Annotated in this window: 16 protein-coding genes; 2 read left to right on the forward strand and 14 right to left on the reverse strand. The window is 63.1% G+C overall.

Features of this window, described 5'->3' with window-relative positions; genetic code table 11:
* Positions 1-2 precede the first annotated feature (2 nt).
* Genes thiO through F6X62_RS25720 form a run of 5 tightly spaced genes read right to left on the reverse strand, consistent with a single transcriptional unit; the run spans position 3 to position 3,026 of the window.
* Positions 3-1,100 (reverse strand): glycine oxidase ThiO, encoded by a 1,098-nt coding sequence (gene thiO / locus F6X62_RS22515; protein WP_153774754.1) that lies wholly within the window; start codon positions 1,098-1,100, stop codon positions 3-5.
* 31 nt (positions 1,101-1,131) lie between these two features.
* The gene (locus tag F6X62_RS22520; RefSeq protein ID WP_153774755.1) at positions 1,132-1,521 is read right to left on the reverse strand and encodes a type IV pilin protein; all 390 of its coding nucleotides are present in this window, start codon (positions 1,519-1,521) and stop codon (positions 1,132-1,134) included.
* A 1-nt stretch (position 1,522) separates the two neighbouring features.
* Positions 1,523-2,005, reverse strand: coding sequence for a hypothetical protein (locus F6X62_RS22525; protein WP_153774756.1), 483 nt, complete (start codon positions 2,003-2,005; stop codon positions 1,523-1,525).
* A complete protein-coding gene (locus tag F6X62_RS22530; protein WP_153774757.1) occupies positions 2,002-2,667 on the reverse strand; it encodes a PilW family protein in 666 nt (221 codons plus the stop codon). The genes F6X62_RS22525 and F6X62_RS22530 overlap by 4 nt, the downstream gene beginning before the upstream one ends.
* Positions 2,664-3,026, reverse strand: a complete 363-nt coding sequence (locus tag F6X62_RS25720; protein WP_371926325.1) for a prepilin-type N-terminal cleavage/methylation domain-containing protein — start codon at positions 3,024-3,026, stop codon at positions 2,664-2,666. The genes F6X62_RS22530 and F6X62_RS25720 overlap by 4 nt, the downstream gene beginning before the upstream one ends.
* 110 nt (positions 3,027-3,136) lie before the next feature.
* Here F6X62_RS25720 and F6X62_RS22540 point away from each other — a divergent pair, with 110 nt between their 5' ends.
* A complete protein-coding gene (locus F6X62_RS22540; RefSeq protein ID WP_112897288.1) occupies positions 3,137-3,625 on the forward strand; it encodes a GspH/FimT family pseudopilin in 489 nt (162 codons plus the stop codon).
* Here F6X62_RS22540 and ispH read toward each other — a convergent pair whose 3' ends face one another.
* The 6 genes from ispH to murJ form a co-directional block, all read right to left on the reverse strand.
* Positions 3,626-4,573 (reverse strand): 4-hydroxy-3-methylbut-2-enyl diphosphate reductase, encoded by a 948-nt coding sequence (gene ispH / locus F6X62_RS22545; RefSeq protein ID WP_063542800.1) that lies wholly within the window; start codon positions 4,571-4,573, stop codon positions 3,626-3,628.
* A 14-nt stretch (positions 4,574-4,587) separates the two neighbouring features.
* On the reverse strand, positions 4,588-5,025 hold the full coding sequence (locus F6X62_RS22550) for a peptidylprolyl isomerase (protein ID WP_065863423.1): 438 nt from the start codon (positions 5,023-5,025) through the stop codon (positions 4,588-4,590).
* Positions 5,018-5,533 (reverse strand): signal peptidase II, encoded by a 516-nt coding sequence (gene lspA, locus F6X62_RS22555; protein WP_054895097.1) that lies wholly within the window; start codon positions 5,531-5,533, stop codon positions 5,018-5,020. The genes F6X62_RS22550 and lspA overlap by 8 nt, the downstream gene beginning before the upstream one ends.
* On the reverse strand, positions 5,526-8,357 hold the full coding sequence (ileS, locus tag F6X62_RS22560) for an isoleucine--tRNA ligase (protein ID WP_151926493.1): 2,832 nt from the start codon (positions 8,355-8,357) through the stop codon (positions 5,526-5,528). Before ileS ends, lspA begins: the two co-directional genes overlap by 8 nt.
* On the reverse strand, positions 8,354-9,304 hold the full coding sequence (ribF, locus tag F6X62_RS22565; protein ID WP_151926492.1) for a bifunctional riboflavin kinase/FAD synthetase: 951 nt from the start codon (positions 9,302-9,304) through the stop codon (positions 8,354-8,356). Before ribF ends, ileS begins: the two co-directional genes overlap by 4 nt.
* 118 nt (positions 9,305-9,422) lie before the next feature.
* Positions 9,423-10,961, reverse strand: coding sequence for a murein biosynthesis integral membrane protein MurJ (gene murJ, locus F6X62_RS22570; protein WP_054895094.1), 1,539 nt, complete (start codon positions 10,959-10,961; stop codon positions 9,423-9,425).
* Positions 10,962-11,214: 253 nt separating this feature from the next.
* On the opposite strand from murJ, the gene rpsT reads away from it, so the two are divergent.
* Positions 11,215-11,493, forward strand: a complete 279-nt coding sequence (gene rpsT, locus F6X62_RS22575) for a 30S ribosomal protein S20 (RefSeq protein WP_029614579.1) — start codon at positions 11,215-11,217, stop codon at positions 11,491-11,493.
* 118 nt (positions 11,494-11,611) lie between these two features.
* Here the strand turns inward: rpsT and F6X62_RS22580 are convergent, their stop codons facing one another.
* The 3 genes from F6X62_RS22580 to F6X62_RS22590 are packed head-to-tail and all read right to left on the reverse strand — an operon-like array spanning position 11,612 to position 15,174.
* Positions 11,612-13,912: a PqiB family protein gene (locus F6X62_RS22580; RefSeq protein ID WP_153774758.1), complete on the reverse strand. Its 2,301-nt coding sequence runs from the start codon at positions 13,910-13,912 to the stop codon at positions 11,612-11,614.
* Positions 13,905-14,528 (reverse strand): paraquat-inducible protein A, encoded by a 624-nt coding sequence (locus tag F6X62_RS22585; RefSeq protein WP_054895092.1) that lies wholly within the window; start codon positions 14,526-14,528, stop codon positions 13,905-13,907. The genes F6X62_RS22580 and F6X62_RS22585 overlap by 8 nt, the downstream gene beginning before the upstream one ends.
* Positions 14,515-15,174, reverse strand: a complete 660-nt coding sequence (locus F6X62_RS22590; RefSeq protein WP_065863427.1) for a paraquat-inducible protein A — start codon at positions 15,172-15,174, stop codon at positions 14,515-14,517. The genes F6X62_RS22585 and F6X62_RS22590 overlap by 14 nt, the downstream gene beginning before the upstream one ends.
* Positions 15,175-15,408: the final 234 nt, after the last annotated feature.

The raw sequence follows: 15,408 nt of genomic DNA on the forward strand, positions 1-15,408 counted from the left end.
TGTCAGCCCAGACGCCCGGCCGGGGCGTAGGGGGCAGGATCGATTATCGGCTCGGCGCCGGTCAGCAGGTCGGTAAACAACTGGCACGAAGCAGGCGCCAGCACCAGACCGTTGCGGTAATGCCCGCAGTTGAGCCACAGCCCGGCGTGCCCAGGCACCGGCCCGATGTAGGGAATACCTTCAGGCGAGCCCGGTCGCAGCCCGGCCCAATGCCCCACGACCGGTGCGTCCTTCAATTGCGGCAACAGCTCGATCGCCGACGCCCGCAGACTTTGCAGCGCAATCTCGGTCGGGGTCTTGTCGTAACCCTCGTGCTCAAGCGTGCTGCCCACCAGGATATGCCCGTCGCGCCGCGGAATCGCATAGCGCCCCTTGGCCAGTACCATGCTCGGCAGAAAGTCGGCATCGCACTTGAACAGGATCATCTGGCCCTTTACCGGCTCAACCGGCAACTCCAGCTCGAGGGTGCGCAACAGGTCGCCACTCCAGGCACCGGCACTGAGCACCACTTCGTCGGCGGCCAGCACGCCTTCATCCGTCAGCACGCCGGTCACGCGCCCGTCTTTCTGGACGAAACCGCTGATCTGGCAGTGTTCGCGCAGGCTGACGTTGGGCAGTGCCAGCAACGCGGCTTTCAGCGACTTCACCAGGCGCGGGTTGCGTACGTTGGCCACACCGGCCATGTAGATCGCGTGCTGATAGCCTGGGCCGAGCCCCGGCACGGCGTCATAGGCCGCCGAGATGTCGACGGCGCTCAAGGGACGGTGTTCGCGTGCAGCCCAGGCCAGGGCTTGGGCTTCATCGTCGAGGTCGAGCCAGTACAAACCGGTGGTGTGCACTTCAGGGTCGACACCCGTGCTGGCGAACAGACGCTCGCCCAACTGTGGATAGAAATCCTGCGACCAATGCGCCAGGGCGGTCACCGCCGGGCTGTAGCGCCACGGATACAGGGGCGAGACGATACCACCGCCGGCCCAGGACGACTCACGACCGACCTCGCCCTGGTCGCACACCACCACACGGTCAACCTTTGCGGCCAGGTTGAAGGCAGTCAGCAGACCGATCACCCCGCCACCGACAATCACTACGTGCTTGCTCATCTGTCGATCCAACACCTGAAGTAAAAACGCCTCACCAACAATCCGCCTCATCCAGCGCCCCAGGATTCGTACGCACACCGGCCTGGTCAAGCTGGTAGTCGCCACAGCGATCACGCGCCATCAGCCCCTGGGGCTGACGCTCGGCCAGCAGCCGATACTGGCCGTGCTCGCGCCAGGCGCGCAGGCGGTAGAAACGGCTACCCTCGGGCAGCGGCGTCTGCCACTGCTCGTTGTCGGCATACTGGCCGGTACGGGCGTAGTGGTATTGCAGACGCTGGGCGGTATCGTGCAGCAGGCCGACCGCTTCGCCGCGCGCGGCACGCCGAAGCTGGTCGCTGTAGCTGGGATAGGCAACGCTCGCCAGAATGCCGGTCACGGCCACGACAAGCAACAGCTCCATAAGGCTAAGGCCACGTTGCATTTCAAGACTCCCTGAATCGCTGGCGCCAGGCGATACGCCGGGGTGCCAGCGCCTGTCCGGGCTCGACCGCATAGATCGCCTCCAATACCTGCCGTGCGCGGGCCTGACGGCTTACCGCAGTGATCCGGAACAGGACCACCCTCGCCCCTTCCGGCATGTGCGCAGCGCGGGTACTAACACCCAGTTGCTGCACCAGAAAGAAACCGTGCTCGCTGGCCTGCCACGGTGGCTGCCCATCGATCAGGCCATGGGGTGCGGGCGGTGGGGCGCACACCTGGCAGGGTGAGGGGGGCGCCAGGGCAAGCTGCAGCGCGCCCGCCAGCAGGCTCGCCTCGGCCTCTTCAAAGGCGCGCGCCGCCGCCAGCGCGCTGCCCGCCAACGCCATCTGCTGCAACGTGTCACGCAGGGCCGAGATGGCGAACAGGCCAAGCAGCAGGCTCAGTACCAGGGCCAGCAGCAAGACCATCCCGCGCTGGGCGCTCATGACGGTGGCAACCGGTTGCGCAGCGCAACGCTCAGCGCGTAGTTCCGCTCGATGCCCAGCACAGGGTCACCAAGGGTCAACTGCAGGTCCACGCGCTCCCCCTCATTGCCCACGACACGGGTGACACGAAAAGCACGCACATTGTCGATGAGCACGGCATTCATGCCGCCGCCGCTGAGCATCAGGCCGTCGCCTTGAAAGCGGTAGGTCTGCCGCCGCACCGGGAACGCCAGCGTAGTGCTACTACCGGCCTGGCGTGCCGGATGAACCTCGGCCCAGGTGAGGCAATCGGTGAGCAGCGTCCAATCCGGGTTGCCTCCTGCCCCTCGCACGTCGGCCGTCACCAGGCTGAGCGTGACCTCGCGACCATCGCCGGCATGGGATATCTGCAACGGCTGGGCGAAGGCCTGTGCAGCAGAGGGGTCGATGAACTCGATGGCTTCGGGTGCCAGGCAGCCAAACATGCCGGTCATGCGAATGTCCTGCGCCAGCCGCTGAAAGGCGAGCGAGGCGTCATCCTGCATCCGCGACAGCGCGCCTTGCACGCGCCAGGCTTGCTGGGCCGACACCAGAGCTTGCCCCGCAGCGGCCAGCAGTATCAAGCCCAAGGCCAGTGCCAGCAGGGCCTCCAACAGGCCGAAGCCTCGTTGTCGAGGCGTCATGGCAGCACCCTGCCCTGCAGAGCGATGACCTGCGCCTCGCTGCTGCGTGGGTCGTGCCAGCGAATCTCCAGCTGCAACCATTCTCCGGCCACGACCGCCCGCCCCTCACCGCGCTCGTCCAGCAATGAACCTATCAGGGCGCGCCAGCCGTGCAGCGCCTCGGGTTCAAGCGTACCGCTCGCCCTCACACGCTCGAACAACAGGTGCGCCAACTGCACCGCCTGTGCATCGCGCCGCGCGCCCTCGCCGGCCTGCACTGCGCGTATCTGCGATGCCGCCGCGGCGAACAAGCCGAGCGACAGCACCAGCACTGCCAACACCACTTCCAGCAAGGTCATGCCCTGCTCCCTGTGCACCATGGTTTCGCCTCCTGCGAAATTTCCCGCCAAGCCTGATCGGCCTGGCTGACTGGACCTCCTGGTCCGCAGCACCGAAGCTACAGCGAAGCACTTCCAGGGAGGAATGCACGATGCGGCAACAGGGAGTAACACTGATACAAATGATGAGCGTACTGGCCATGGTCGCGCTTCTGACACAGCTCGCGGCACCGGCCTACGCCAACTTGACCGAAGACCTTCGCCAGGCCGCAGCCGCCCGCGACCTGGCACAGAGCCTGCGAAGCGCACGTGGCGACGCATTGCTGCAGAACCGGAGCGTTGTGGTGCAACCGCTGGAGGGGGATTGGGGGAAGGGTTGGCAAACAGTGCTGGAAGGCAACCAACAACTGCTGCGCGAACATCGGCTGGGCCGACCCATGAGGATCGCTGCCAACCTGGAAAAACTGAGGTTCAGTGGCCTGGGTGTCCCGCTGCGCGACAATGGCGCATTTTCCGGCGGCACCTTGCAGATCTGCCAACGTGCGCAGGGCAGCAGTCAGCATCGGGTCGTTGTCGCACCTAGCGGGCGAGTCAGCCTGCGCAGCGGGGCGAGCGAAGCGCCGCGCTGCGCAGGCCCCTGATCAGATCAGCGAGCGAACCCGCAGCTCCTTGGGCATCGAGAAGGTGATGTTCTCTTCACGTCCATCAAGCTCCTCAGCGCCCGTAGCACCCCAGGCCTTGAGCTGCTCGATCACCCCACGCACCAGCACCTCGGGCGCAGAAGCGCCTGCAGTGATGCCGATGCGCTGGACGCCGTCGAACCAGGCACGCTGCAGGTCTTCGGCACCGTCGATCAGGTAGGCCGGCGTGCTCATGCGTTCGGCCAGTTCGCGCAGACGGTTGGAGTTGGAGCTGTTCGGGCTGCCGACCACCAGCACCACATCACACTCATCGGCCAGTTGCTTGACCGCATCCTGACGGTTCTGGGTGGCGTAGCAGATATCATCCTTGCGCGGACCACCAATATTCGGGAAGCGTGCACGCAGGGCATCGATGACGCGACTGGTGTCGTCCATCGACAGCGTGGTCTGGGTGACGAACGCCAGGTGGTCAGGATCGCGGACCTGCAGGGTGGCGACATCCTTTTCGTCCTCGACGAGGTAGATGGCGCCGCCGTTGCTGGCGTCATACTGGCCCATGGTGCCTTCGACTTCCGGGTGTCCGGCATGACCGATGAGAATGCATTCACGGCCATCACGGCTGTACTTGGCCACCTCGATGTGCACCTTGGTCACCAGCGGACAGGTGGCGTCGAACACCTTCAGGCCACGACCGGCCGCTTCCTGGCGCACGGCTTGCGAGACGCCGTGGGCACTGAAGATGACGATCACATCGTCCGGGACCTGATCCAGCTCTTCGACGAAGATTGCGCCGCGGTTGCGCAGGTCCTCGACGACGAACTTGTTGTGCACCACTTCGTGGCGCACGTAGATCGGCGGCCCGAAAACTTCCAGGGCACGGTTGACGATCTCGATCGCCCGGTCGACACCCGCGCAGAAGCCACGCGGGTTGGCGAGTTTGATTTGCATGCTCGGCTCCAGGCTCACAGCGCCTTCACATCGAGGATCTTGACCTCGAAGTTCAGGGTCTTGCCAGCCAGCGGATGGTTGAAGTCGATGGTCACCTGGTTGTCATCGAAGGCTTTCACCACACCCGGAAGTTCGGTGTTGGCGGCATCGTTGAAGATCACCAGCAGGCCCTCTGACAGCTCCATGCCGTCGAACTGCGAACGGGGCATCACCTGTACGTTCTGCGGGTTGGGCTGACCGAAGGCGTTCTCAGGGGCGATGGTCAGCTTGCGCTCGTCGCCAGCCTTGAAGCCGAACAGTGCAGTCTCGAAGCCCGGCAGCAGGTTGCCATCGCCGACCTTGAACACGGCGGGTGCCTTGTCGAAGGTGCTGTCGACGGTGTCGCCGTTTTCCAGGTGCAGCGCGAAGTGCAGGGTGACTTCGGTGTTCTGGCCGATACGGGTCTCAGTCATGGACCGGCTCCTCGGTTTTCTTGCTCTTGAACATGTCCAGCGCCAGCATCACCGCACCGACGGTAATCGCACTGTCGGCCAGGTTGAAGGCCGGGAAGTAGTGGGTGTTGCGCCAGTGGACGAGGATGAAGTCGACCACATGCCCCAGCACGACGCGATCCCACAGGTTGCCGATGGCACCACCCAGCACCAGGGCCAGCGCGACCGCCAGCCACGTCTCGTTGCGCCCCAGGCGCTTGAGCCAGACCACCAGTACGGCGCTGACCACCACGGCGATCAGGGCGAACAACCAGCGCTGCCAGCCCGAGCTGTCGGCCAGGAAACTGAAGGCCGCGCCCGTGTTGTAGGCCAAGGTCCAGCTGAAGTAGTCGGGAATGACCACGATCTGCTGGTACATGGTCAGGGCGTTGTCGAAATACAGCTTGGTGGCCTGGTCGAGGACCAGGACCACCAGGCTCAGCCAGAGCCAGGCAAGGCGCCCGAAGCGCCCCGCTGCAGGATTAGGCATAGTGGCGCACCTCACCGTTGCCGCTGATGTTGTCGACGCAGCGAGCGCAGATCTCCGGGTGTTCCGGGTGGCTGCCGACGTCGGCGCGGAAGTGCCAGCAACGGCCGCACTTGGCGTGGCCGGACTTGACCACTTTCAGCTTGAGGCCTTCGACTTCGGTTGTCACCGCCTCGGCCGGCGCCTGGACGAACGGCACCACGCTGGCGGCAGAGGTGATCAGCACGAAGCGCAACTCGTCGCCCAGCTTGGCCAGGTCGGCGCTCAGGCCTTCCTCGGCGAAGAGCGTGACTTCGGCTTGCAGGTTGCCACCGATGACCTTGGCCACGCGCTGGTTCTCCAGCTCCTTGTTGACCGCCGCCTTGACCGCCATGATGCGGTCCCAGTAGGCGCGATCCAGCTCGCTGTCCTGTGGCAGCTCGCTCAGGCCCTGATACCAGGTGTTGAGCATGACCGACTCGTTGCGTTCGCCCGGCAGGTACTGCCAGATCTCGTCGGCGGTGAAGGCCAGGATCGGCGCGATCCAGCGCACCAGCGCCTCGCTGATGTGGTACAGCGCGGTCTGGCAGGAGCGGCGCGCAACGCTGTTGGCGCCGGTGGTGTACTGGCGGTCCTTGATGATGTCGAGGTAGAAGCCGCCCAGCTCCTGCACGCAGAAGTTGTGCACCTTGGAGTAGACGTTCCAGAACCGGTACTCGGCGTAGTTCTCTTCGAGCTCACGCTGCAGCAGCAGGGTGCGATCGACCGCCCAGCGGTCCAGGGCCAGCATGTCTTCGGCCGGCAACAGGTCGCGCGCCGGATCGAAGCCGGACAGGTTGGAGAGCAGGAAGCGCGCGGTGTTGCGGATACGCCGGTAGGCGTCGGCGCTGCGCTGCAGGATCTGCTCGGAAACGGCCATCTCGCCGGAGTAATCGGTGGCGGAAACCCACAGGCGCAGGATGTCGGCGCCCAGGGTGTTGTTGACCTTTTCCGGCTCGATGGTGTTACCCAGCGACTTGGACATCTTGCGGCCGTTCTCGTCCACGGTGAAACCGTGGGTCAGCAGCTCGCGGTACGGCGCGTGGCCGTCGATGGCGCAACCGGTCAGCAGGGAGGAGTGGAACCAGCCGCGGTGCTGGTCGGAGCCTTCCAGGTACAGGTCGGCGCGCGGGCCGGTGGTATGGCCGATGTCGTGCGAGCCACGCAGCACGTGCCAGTGGGTGGTACCGGAGTCGAACCAGACGTCGAGGGTGTCGGCGATCTTGTCGTACTGGCCGGCCTCGTCACCCAGCAGCTCCTTGGCGTCGAGCTTGAACCAGGCCTCGATGCCTTGTTTCTCGACGCGCTTGGCCACTTCTTCCATCAGCTCGACGGTGCGAGGGTGCAGCTCGCCGGTCTGTTTGTCGAGGAAGAACGGGATAGGTACGCCCCAGTTGCGCTGGCGCGAGATGCACCAGTCAGGACGGTTGGCGATCATCGCGTGCAGGCGAGCCTGGCCCCAGGACGGCACGAACTTGGTGTCTTCGATGGCCTTGAGCGCACGCTCACGCAGGTTTTCACCGTTGTTGGGCTGCTTGTCCATGCCAACGAACCACTGTGCGGTGGCGCGGTAGATCAACGGGGTCTTGTGGCGCCAGCAGTGCATGTAGCTGTGGCTGATGGTTTCGGTGTGCAGCAGCGCACCGACTTCCTGCAGCTTCTCGACGATGGCCGGATTGGCCTTCCAGATGAACTGGCCACCGAAGAACTCCAGCGATGGCGCGTACACGCCGTTGCTCTGCACGGGCGTGAGGATGTCGTCGTTGACCATGCCGTAGCGCTTGCAGGTGACGAAGTCGTCCTCACCGTAGGCCGGCGCGGAGTGGACCACGCCAGTACCGGCGCCCAGCTCGACGTACTCGGCCAGGTAGATGGGCGACAGGCGCTCGTAGAACGGGTGGCGGAAATTGATCAGTTCCAGCGCCTTGCCTGGCGCGGTGGCCACTACCGAGCCTTCCAGCGCGTAACGCTTCAGGCACGACTCGACCAGTTCCTCGGCCAGCACCAGCAGGCGCTCGCCGGTATCGACCAGGGCGTAGTTGAAGTCCGGGTGGATGTTCAGCGCCTGGTTGGCCGGAATGGTCCAGGGGGTGGTGGTCCAGATCACGATCGCGGCAGGCTTGTTCAGCGAAGCCAGGCCGAAGGCGGCGGCCAGTTTGTCCTGGTCGGCGATCGGGAAGGCGACATCGATGGTCTGGGATTTCTTGTCGGCGTACTCGACCTCGGCCTCGGCCAGGGCCGAACCGCAATCGAAGCACCAGTTCACCGGCTTGAGGCCCTTGAACACGTAGCCTTGCTTGACCATCTCGGCCAGGGCGCGGATCTCGCCAGCTTCGTTGGCGAAGTCCATGGTTTTGTAGGGGTTGTCCCAGTCGCCCAGCACGCCCAGGCGGATGAATTCGCTCTTCTGCCCTTCGATCTGCTCGGCGGCGTAGGCGCGGCACAGCTCGCGGGTCTGGTCGGGCGTCAGGTGCTTGCCATGGGTGACCTCGACCTTGTGCTCGATCGGCAGGCCATGGCAGTCCCAGCCCGGCACGTAGGGCGCGTCGAAGCCCGACAAGGTCTTGGACCGGACGATCATGTCCTTGAGGATCTTGTTCAGCGCGTGACCGATGTGGATTTTGCCGTTGGCATAGGGCGGGCCGTCGTGCAGGACGAACTTCGGACGATCCTTGCCAATCTCGCGCAACTTCCGGTACAGGCCAATGCTGTCCCAGCGCTGCAGGATCTGCGGTTCGCGCTGAGGCAGGCCGGCCTTCATGGGGAAGGCGGTGTCCGGAAGGTTAAGCGTGGCTTTGTAGTCGGTCATTTCAGGCTCTTGGTTAGCGGTTGAGCGTGCCAGTGGGCACGTGCGGCGGCGATGTCCGCGTCGATCGCCGACTTCAGCGCCTCCAGGGAGGCGAATCGCTGCTCCTCGCGCAGCTTGTGGTGGAACTCCACTGTCAGACGCCGGCCATAGAGGTCGCCGGTGTAGTCCAGGAGATGGATTTCCAGGTGGGGACGCCCATCACCCTTGACGGTGGGACGAACCCCGATGTTGCCGACACCCGGCCAAGGCGTGCCGTCGATCTCGATGCTGGTCAGGTAGACCCCGGACAGCGGCACGCGACGGCGCTTGAGCTGGATGTTGGCGGTGGGCGTGCCGAGCTGGCGGGCCAGTTTCTGGCCGTGCAGCACGCGCCCGGTAATGCGATACGGACGGCCCAGCAAGTGCTCGGCCAGCTCGAAGTCGGCTTCGGCCAGGGCCTTGCGCACTTCGGTGCTGCTGACGCGCAGGCCGTCCTGGATCACGGTGTTGGCCGCCTCGACGGTGAAACCGTACTGCTGGCCGGCCTGGACCAGGAAGTCGAAGTCGCCGGCACGATCGCAGCCGAAGCGGAAGTCGTCGCCGACTTCCAGGTGACGCACGCCCAGGCCATCGACCAGCACCGCCTTGACGAACTGATCGGCGCTTAGCTGGCTCAGGCGCTGGTTGAAGGCCAGGCACAACACCCGGTCAATGCCTTCGTCGGCCAGCAGCTCGACCTTGTCGCGCAGACGCGCCAGCCGGGCCGGCGCGGTGTCCGGGGCGAAATATTCCCGCGGCTGCGGCTCGAAGATCACCACGCAGGTGGGCAGGCCCAGCTCCTGGCCGCGCTCACGCAGGCGCGCCAGGATGGCCTGGTGGCCCCGGTGAACCCCGTCGAAGTTGCCAATGGTGGCGACACAGCCCCGGTGCTCGGGGCGCAGGTTGTGAAGACCTCGAACCAGCTGCATAACGCGCTTCTTGCTCATAAAGTGGCCGATTATAACCACACCGGGGCGCTGGTGACAGGCAGCAGTGCCACTGTGGGCCGTGGAATGCGAAAAACCGACGCCTGGCCCTGCCCCGACCTCAGTGCAGCGCCTTGCGGACAAAGTGCCGAGGGCGGAAACCGCACAGGAACAGGCACCCGAAGTAGGTCACCACACCCGCGCCGATCAATGCGCCGAGGCGCAGGAAACGCTCGAGCATGTTGCCCTGCTCCCAGGCTGGCATGAAGTGCATGCCCAGCAGCAGCACGCCAGACATCAGCGCCACCGCCAGTACCAGCTTTAGCAGGAATACCATCCAGCCGGCCTGGGGCTGGAACAGGCCTTGGCTGCGCAGCTTCCAGAACAGCAACCCGGCGTTGAGGCAGGCCCCCAGGCTGATGGCCAGGGCCAGACCTGCATGTTGCAGCGGGCCGATCAGGGCGAGGTTGAACAATTGCGTGCAGACCAGGGTGAAGATGGCGATCTTCACCGGCGTACGGATGTTCTGCTGCGCGTAGAAGCCAGGCGCAAGCACCTTGACCAGGATGATCGCCAGCAGACCGACCGAATAGGCGATCAGTGCGCGCTGGGTCATGGCGGCATCGGTGGCGGTGAACTTGCCGTACTGGAACAGCGCCACGGTCAGCGGCTCGGCGAGGATCGCCAGGGCCAGGGTGCAAGGCAGCACCAGCAGGAAGCACAGGCGCAGGCCCCAGTCGAGGATCCGCGAATACTCTTCACGGTCCTTGTTGGCGTAGGTCTTGGCCAGGGTCGGCAGAAGAATGGTGCCCAAGGCTACGCCCAGCACACCGGAAGGAAGCTCCATCAGACGGTCGGCGTAGTACATCCAGGACACCGAGCCGGCCACCAGGAAGGAGGCGAAGATGGTGTTGATGATCAGCGAAATCTGGCTCACCGACACTCCGAGGATCGCCGGCAGCATCTGCTTGAGCACGCGCCATACCCCGGTATCGCGCAGGTTCAGCCGTGGCAGCACGAGCATGCCGATCTTCTTCAAGGCTGGCAGCTGGTACAGCAGCTGGGCCAGCCCCCCCGCCAGCACGCCCCAGGCCAGGGCCATGATCGGCGGGTCGAAATAGGGGGTGAGGAACACGGCGAAGGCGATCATCGCCACGTTCAGCAGGGTCGGCGTAAAGGCCGGCACCGAGAAGCGGTTCCAGGTATTGAGGATCGCCCCGACCAGCGACGACAGGGATATCAGCAATATATAAGGAAACGTCACCCGCAACAGTGCGGTGGTGAGTTCGTATTTCTCGGCACTGTCGACAAAGCCGGGGGCCGTGACCCACACCACCCAGGGCGCGGCGAGTATGCCCAGGGCAGTGACCAGAGCCAGGACCAGCGTGAGCAGGCCACTGACATAGGCGATGAAAGTGCGCGTGGCCTCCTCGCCCTGCTGGGTCTTGTATTCGGCAAGAATCGGCACGAAGGCTTGGGAAAACGCGCCCTCGGCGAAGATACGCCGCAGCAGGTTGGGCAGTTTGAAGGCAATGAAGAAGGCGTCGGTGGCGATGCCAGCGCCGAAGACCCGCGCCAGAATGGTGTCGCGAACGAAACCCAGCACCCGCGAAATCATGGTGATGGAGCTGACTGCAGCCAGGGATTTGAGCAGGTTCATCGAAAAGTTTTACGCCTGGGACTTGAGAGCGCTGCCAGATGACGCCCGGATGTGCGATAATCCCGCTTCTTTGCAGGGGTGCCAAAAACTCCCGAGTTTACAGGTCGTTGCGTAGAAAGGAATCTCTCCTTCCGCGCACACATGCCACTCGGCAGATCCTTGCAACTGGCCTTGACATCCGTCCGACTCATCGGCATGATTCGCGGCCTTATTTGTTTGCTATTTACCCAAAAGTCTTTCGAGGAGCTCGACGGTGGCCAACACACCTTCCGCCAAGAAACGTGCAAAACAGGCTGAGAAGCGTCGCAGCCACAACGCCAGCCTGCGTTCCATGGTCCGTACCTACATCAAGAACGTAGTCAAGGCCATCGACGCTAAAGACGCCGAAAAAGCGCAAGCTGCTTACACTCTGGCTGTGCCTGTAATCGACCGCATGGCCGATAAAGGCATCATCCACAAGAATAAAGCTGCTCGCCACAAAGGCCGTCTGAATGGCCACATCAAGGCGCTGAAAGAAGCTGCAGCTGCCTAAGCGACGCGCTTTAACAAAAACCGACCCTAGGGTCGGTTTTTTGTTGCCTGCGATTTAGCTGGCCATCGACAGATCAACCAAGAAATCCGGGCCGCGATAAGCGGCCCCGGACTCATTGCTACTTGCCCACCGGGATCTTCGGTGCCCACTGCAACCAGGCATCATCCGGTTTATCGAACAAGGCAAAGGTCTGCTGCGGCCGCGCGGGATTGCCCATCTGCTCGCCATCCGGCGTTGCAAAGGCAATCCCTCCATCGATGAGGGTTTCCAGCGATTCGGTTCGCACCGTGGCCCCCTTGAACAGCCCCCAGTCAAAGCCGAAACCACTGCTGTTCCAGAAGCGGCTGCCGCCCCGTACCAAGGCGGCATAACGTGGCTCGATCAGAATATGGATCAACACCCGATCCGCACTCTGCCCCAGTTCGTAGCCCGTGACCTTGCCAACCTGGACTTCACGATAGGTGACTGGTACACCCGGCTTTATCGAACCACGACGCGAGGCGCTCAACGTCAGCGGCAGACCGACTTCCTGACCAACCACCTCCGGCGCTTCGGGCAAGGCGATGAAATCCCGCTGCGGGCCCTGGCTCTTCAATGCCGGCTGTACCTCCAGGTACTGACCGCCGATCAGGGTATCCAGGTTCTCTGTGCGCACCAGCCCGAATGCAGGCTTCACCACCCAGAATTGCGTGCCTGTCCGGGCAATGCGGTCCGCAGCATCGGTGATCCGCGCACGCAGCAGCACAGCCTGCAGGTCGGAGGTCAGATCGACGCTTTCAATGCTGCCTACGTCCAGGCCACGGAAGCGGATCGGAGTGCCGGGCTTGAGGCCATCGGCACGCTCCACACGGATGGTCACGAGAGTGCCGGCACGGTTGGCTGCCTCCTCGTTCTCCAGCAGGCGGAAACGTGGAATGTGTCGTTTGAGCGGCACGTTCTGCTGCGGCGTGTCGAAAGCGATGCCACCAGCCATCAGGGTCTGCAACGACTCACTCTTGATCTTGATACCCGACAGGCCGCCGGTGAGCGTGATGCCGCTGGCATTCCAGAAGCGCGTCGAACCGTTCACCAGGCCGGCATACTCTTTCTCGATATGGACACCAATCAGGATACGCTTGCTGTTGCGTGCGAACTGGTAGCTCTGCACGCTACCGACCTTGACCTGGCGATAGGTTACCGGGCTACCCACCTCGAGCGAGCCGAGCGTGTCAGCGAACAAAACCAGGTGCAGGCCCGGCGCCTTCAGATCGAGCGGTGGCGCCTTGGCCCTGGCCTCGAACTCACGCTGCGGTCGCGCGCCCTTCTCACCCGGACGAATGGCGATGTAGTTACCCTTTACCAGCGCCTCCAGGCCGGTAATGCCCGCCAATGAAATGGACGGTTTGACCACCCAGAACTGGGTACCTTCCACCAGGTAGTCTTCGGCCAACGGGTCCAACGTGAGCTCGGCCATGGCGCCATCGAGGCCATCATCGATCTTCAGCGTTTTCATGGAACCCACCTGGATACCCTTGTACATCACCGGGGTACGTCCAGCCTGCAGGCCTTCGTAATCGGTCAGGTGCACCTTGATGCGGATACCAGCCTGAGCTGCCTCGAAGTCCTCATAGAGACGGAACGGAAGGCTCGGATCGGTGGGCGGGCTGTCCTTGCGATGCTCTGGAGTAGCGAAGGCGATGCCCCCAGCCACGATGCTCGACAGCGATTCACTGCGCACCTTGACGCCCGACAGATTGGCATCGATGCTGATGCCGCTGGCATTCCAGAAACGCGTGTGTTTGCGCACCAGACCAGCGTATTCAGGCTCGATGAACAGCTTGATCTCGACCGTTCCGTGGTCGTCTGACAGGCGATAGCTTTTTACCTTGCCCACCTGGATCTGCTTGTAGAACACCGGGCTCTCACGATTGAGCGAGCCCAGGCGCTCGGCCTTGAGCGTCAGGTGCAGGCCGGGCTCCTTGTCAGAAAGCGGTGGTGCCTCGGCCAGTGCGGTGAAGCGACGGGTAGGTTCACCCTGCCCTGGATCAACGGCGATGTAGTTGCCGGAAACCAGTGTCTCCAGCCCGGAGATCCCAGCCAGGCTGACGCTCGGCTTGACCAGCCAGAAGCGCGTGCCTTTATTCATGTGCGGCTCGGCCGTCTTGTTCATCTCGATGGTGGCGATCACACCCGTGTTGCTGCCCTCGGCATCCAGCACCAGGCTGGTAACCTTGCCCACCGACATGCCCTTGTAGATCACCTCGGTCTTGTTGGCGACGATACCCTCGCCGGTTTCGAAACGAACCTGAATCTCCACGCCAGCGTCACGATAGGCCTGCCAGGCAAGCCAGCCCCCGATCATCAGGGCGATCAGCGGCAGAATCCAGATGGCCGACCAGTTCGAGGCTGGGCGTGTTTTGGCCGTTGGCAAGTCACTCATGGTCGTCGTCCGACTCCGTGTTATCCCAGATCAGTCGGGGATCGAAAGTTAAAGCAGCAAGCATCGTCAGGATCACCACACTGGCAAAGGCGACGGCGCCCAGGTTGGCTTCGACACTGGCGATGCGACCGAAATTCACCACCGCCACCAGAATGGCGATGACGAAGATGTCGAGCATCGACCAGCGACCGATGAATTCGATAAAGCGGTACATCAGGATCCGCTGCCGGGCCGAGAGCGGCTGATGACGCTGCACCGAGTAAAGCAGCAGGCCAATGCCCACCAGCTTGAAGGTCGGCACCAGAATACTGGCAATGAATACCACCGCGGCAATGGGCAGCATGCCGTGCTTCATCAGGGTGATGACCCCGGACATGATGGTGTCCGGGCTGCCCTGGCCCAAGGTGCTGACGGTCATGATCGGCAGCAGGTTGGCCGGGATGTACAGGATCATCGCAGTGACGAGCAGCGCCCAGGTGCGCACGATACTGTTGGGGCGACGCGCATGCACGATGGCACCACAACGAGTGCAGGCCTGCGAGTCGCTGCCCGGCTCCTGGCGATTGAGCTCGTGACACTCGTTGCAGACCAGGATACCGGCATCAATCGCCCGCATGGGTATCCTCCCCGGAGAGCGCTACCCATATCTGATGCGGCGACATCACCACCTCCAGCCAGACCTGCACCAGCAACAGGCTTATAAAGCAGAACAAACCGAGCCCGACGGTCAGTTGCGCCAGGTCGACCAGCTTGACGATCGCTACCAGCACGCCCATGAAGTACACCTCGAGCATCCCCCACTCCCGCAGGTGATGATAGATGCGATAGAACAACAGGCCATGGCCACGACCGATATTCAGGCGAATGCTCAGCAGTACCAGGAGTTGGCACAGCAGCTTGAGCAACGGAATAGCCATGCTGCACAGGAACACCACAACGGCGACGCCGCGCATTTCAGAGTTGTACAGGCCCAGAACACCGCTCCACACCGTGTCGTCAGCGGTCTGGCCAAGCAGGTGCAGTTGCATGATAGGCAGGAAATTGGCCGGGATATAAAGAAACAGCGCGGTCAGCACCAGCGCGAGGCTGCGATTGACGACATTGTAACGATGCGCATAGAGCTCGTAGCCACAGCGCGGACACTGGGCTTTCTCGCCATGCTGCAGCACAGGCTTGCGCAGCAGCAGGTCACACTCGTGACAAGCCACGAGGTCTTCCAGCGGCAGGCTGGCCAGCGCTTCGGGATCGGCAGGGTTGGACATAGGGAGTTCTGATAGGAAAGTCGGCTCTATTCTAGTGTTCAGACTCGAAATGTGGGAGATGGTGCTTTGCAAAGGCGGTTACGAATGGTGTCGGCCACCTGCTTGCTCTCGGCAGCGAATGCTGCCGGCTCTTGACCGCGGAAAAGACAAAACCCCTACCTGCTCGCGCAGATAGGGGTTTTGCGAAATGAATCTTGACGATGACCTACTCTCACATGGGGAAACCCCACACTA

The organism is Pseudomonas sp. MNR3A (genome assembly GCF_009650575.1).
In the GTDB taxonomy this organism is placed as follows: Bacteria; Pseudomonadota; Gammaproteobacteria; order Pseudomonadales; family Pseudomonadaceae; genus Aquipseudomonas; species Aquipseudomonas machongensis.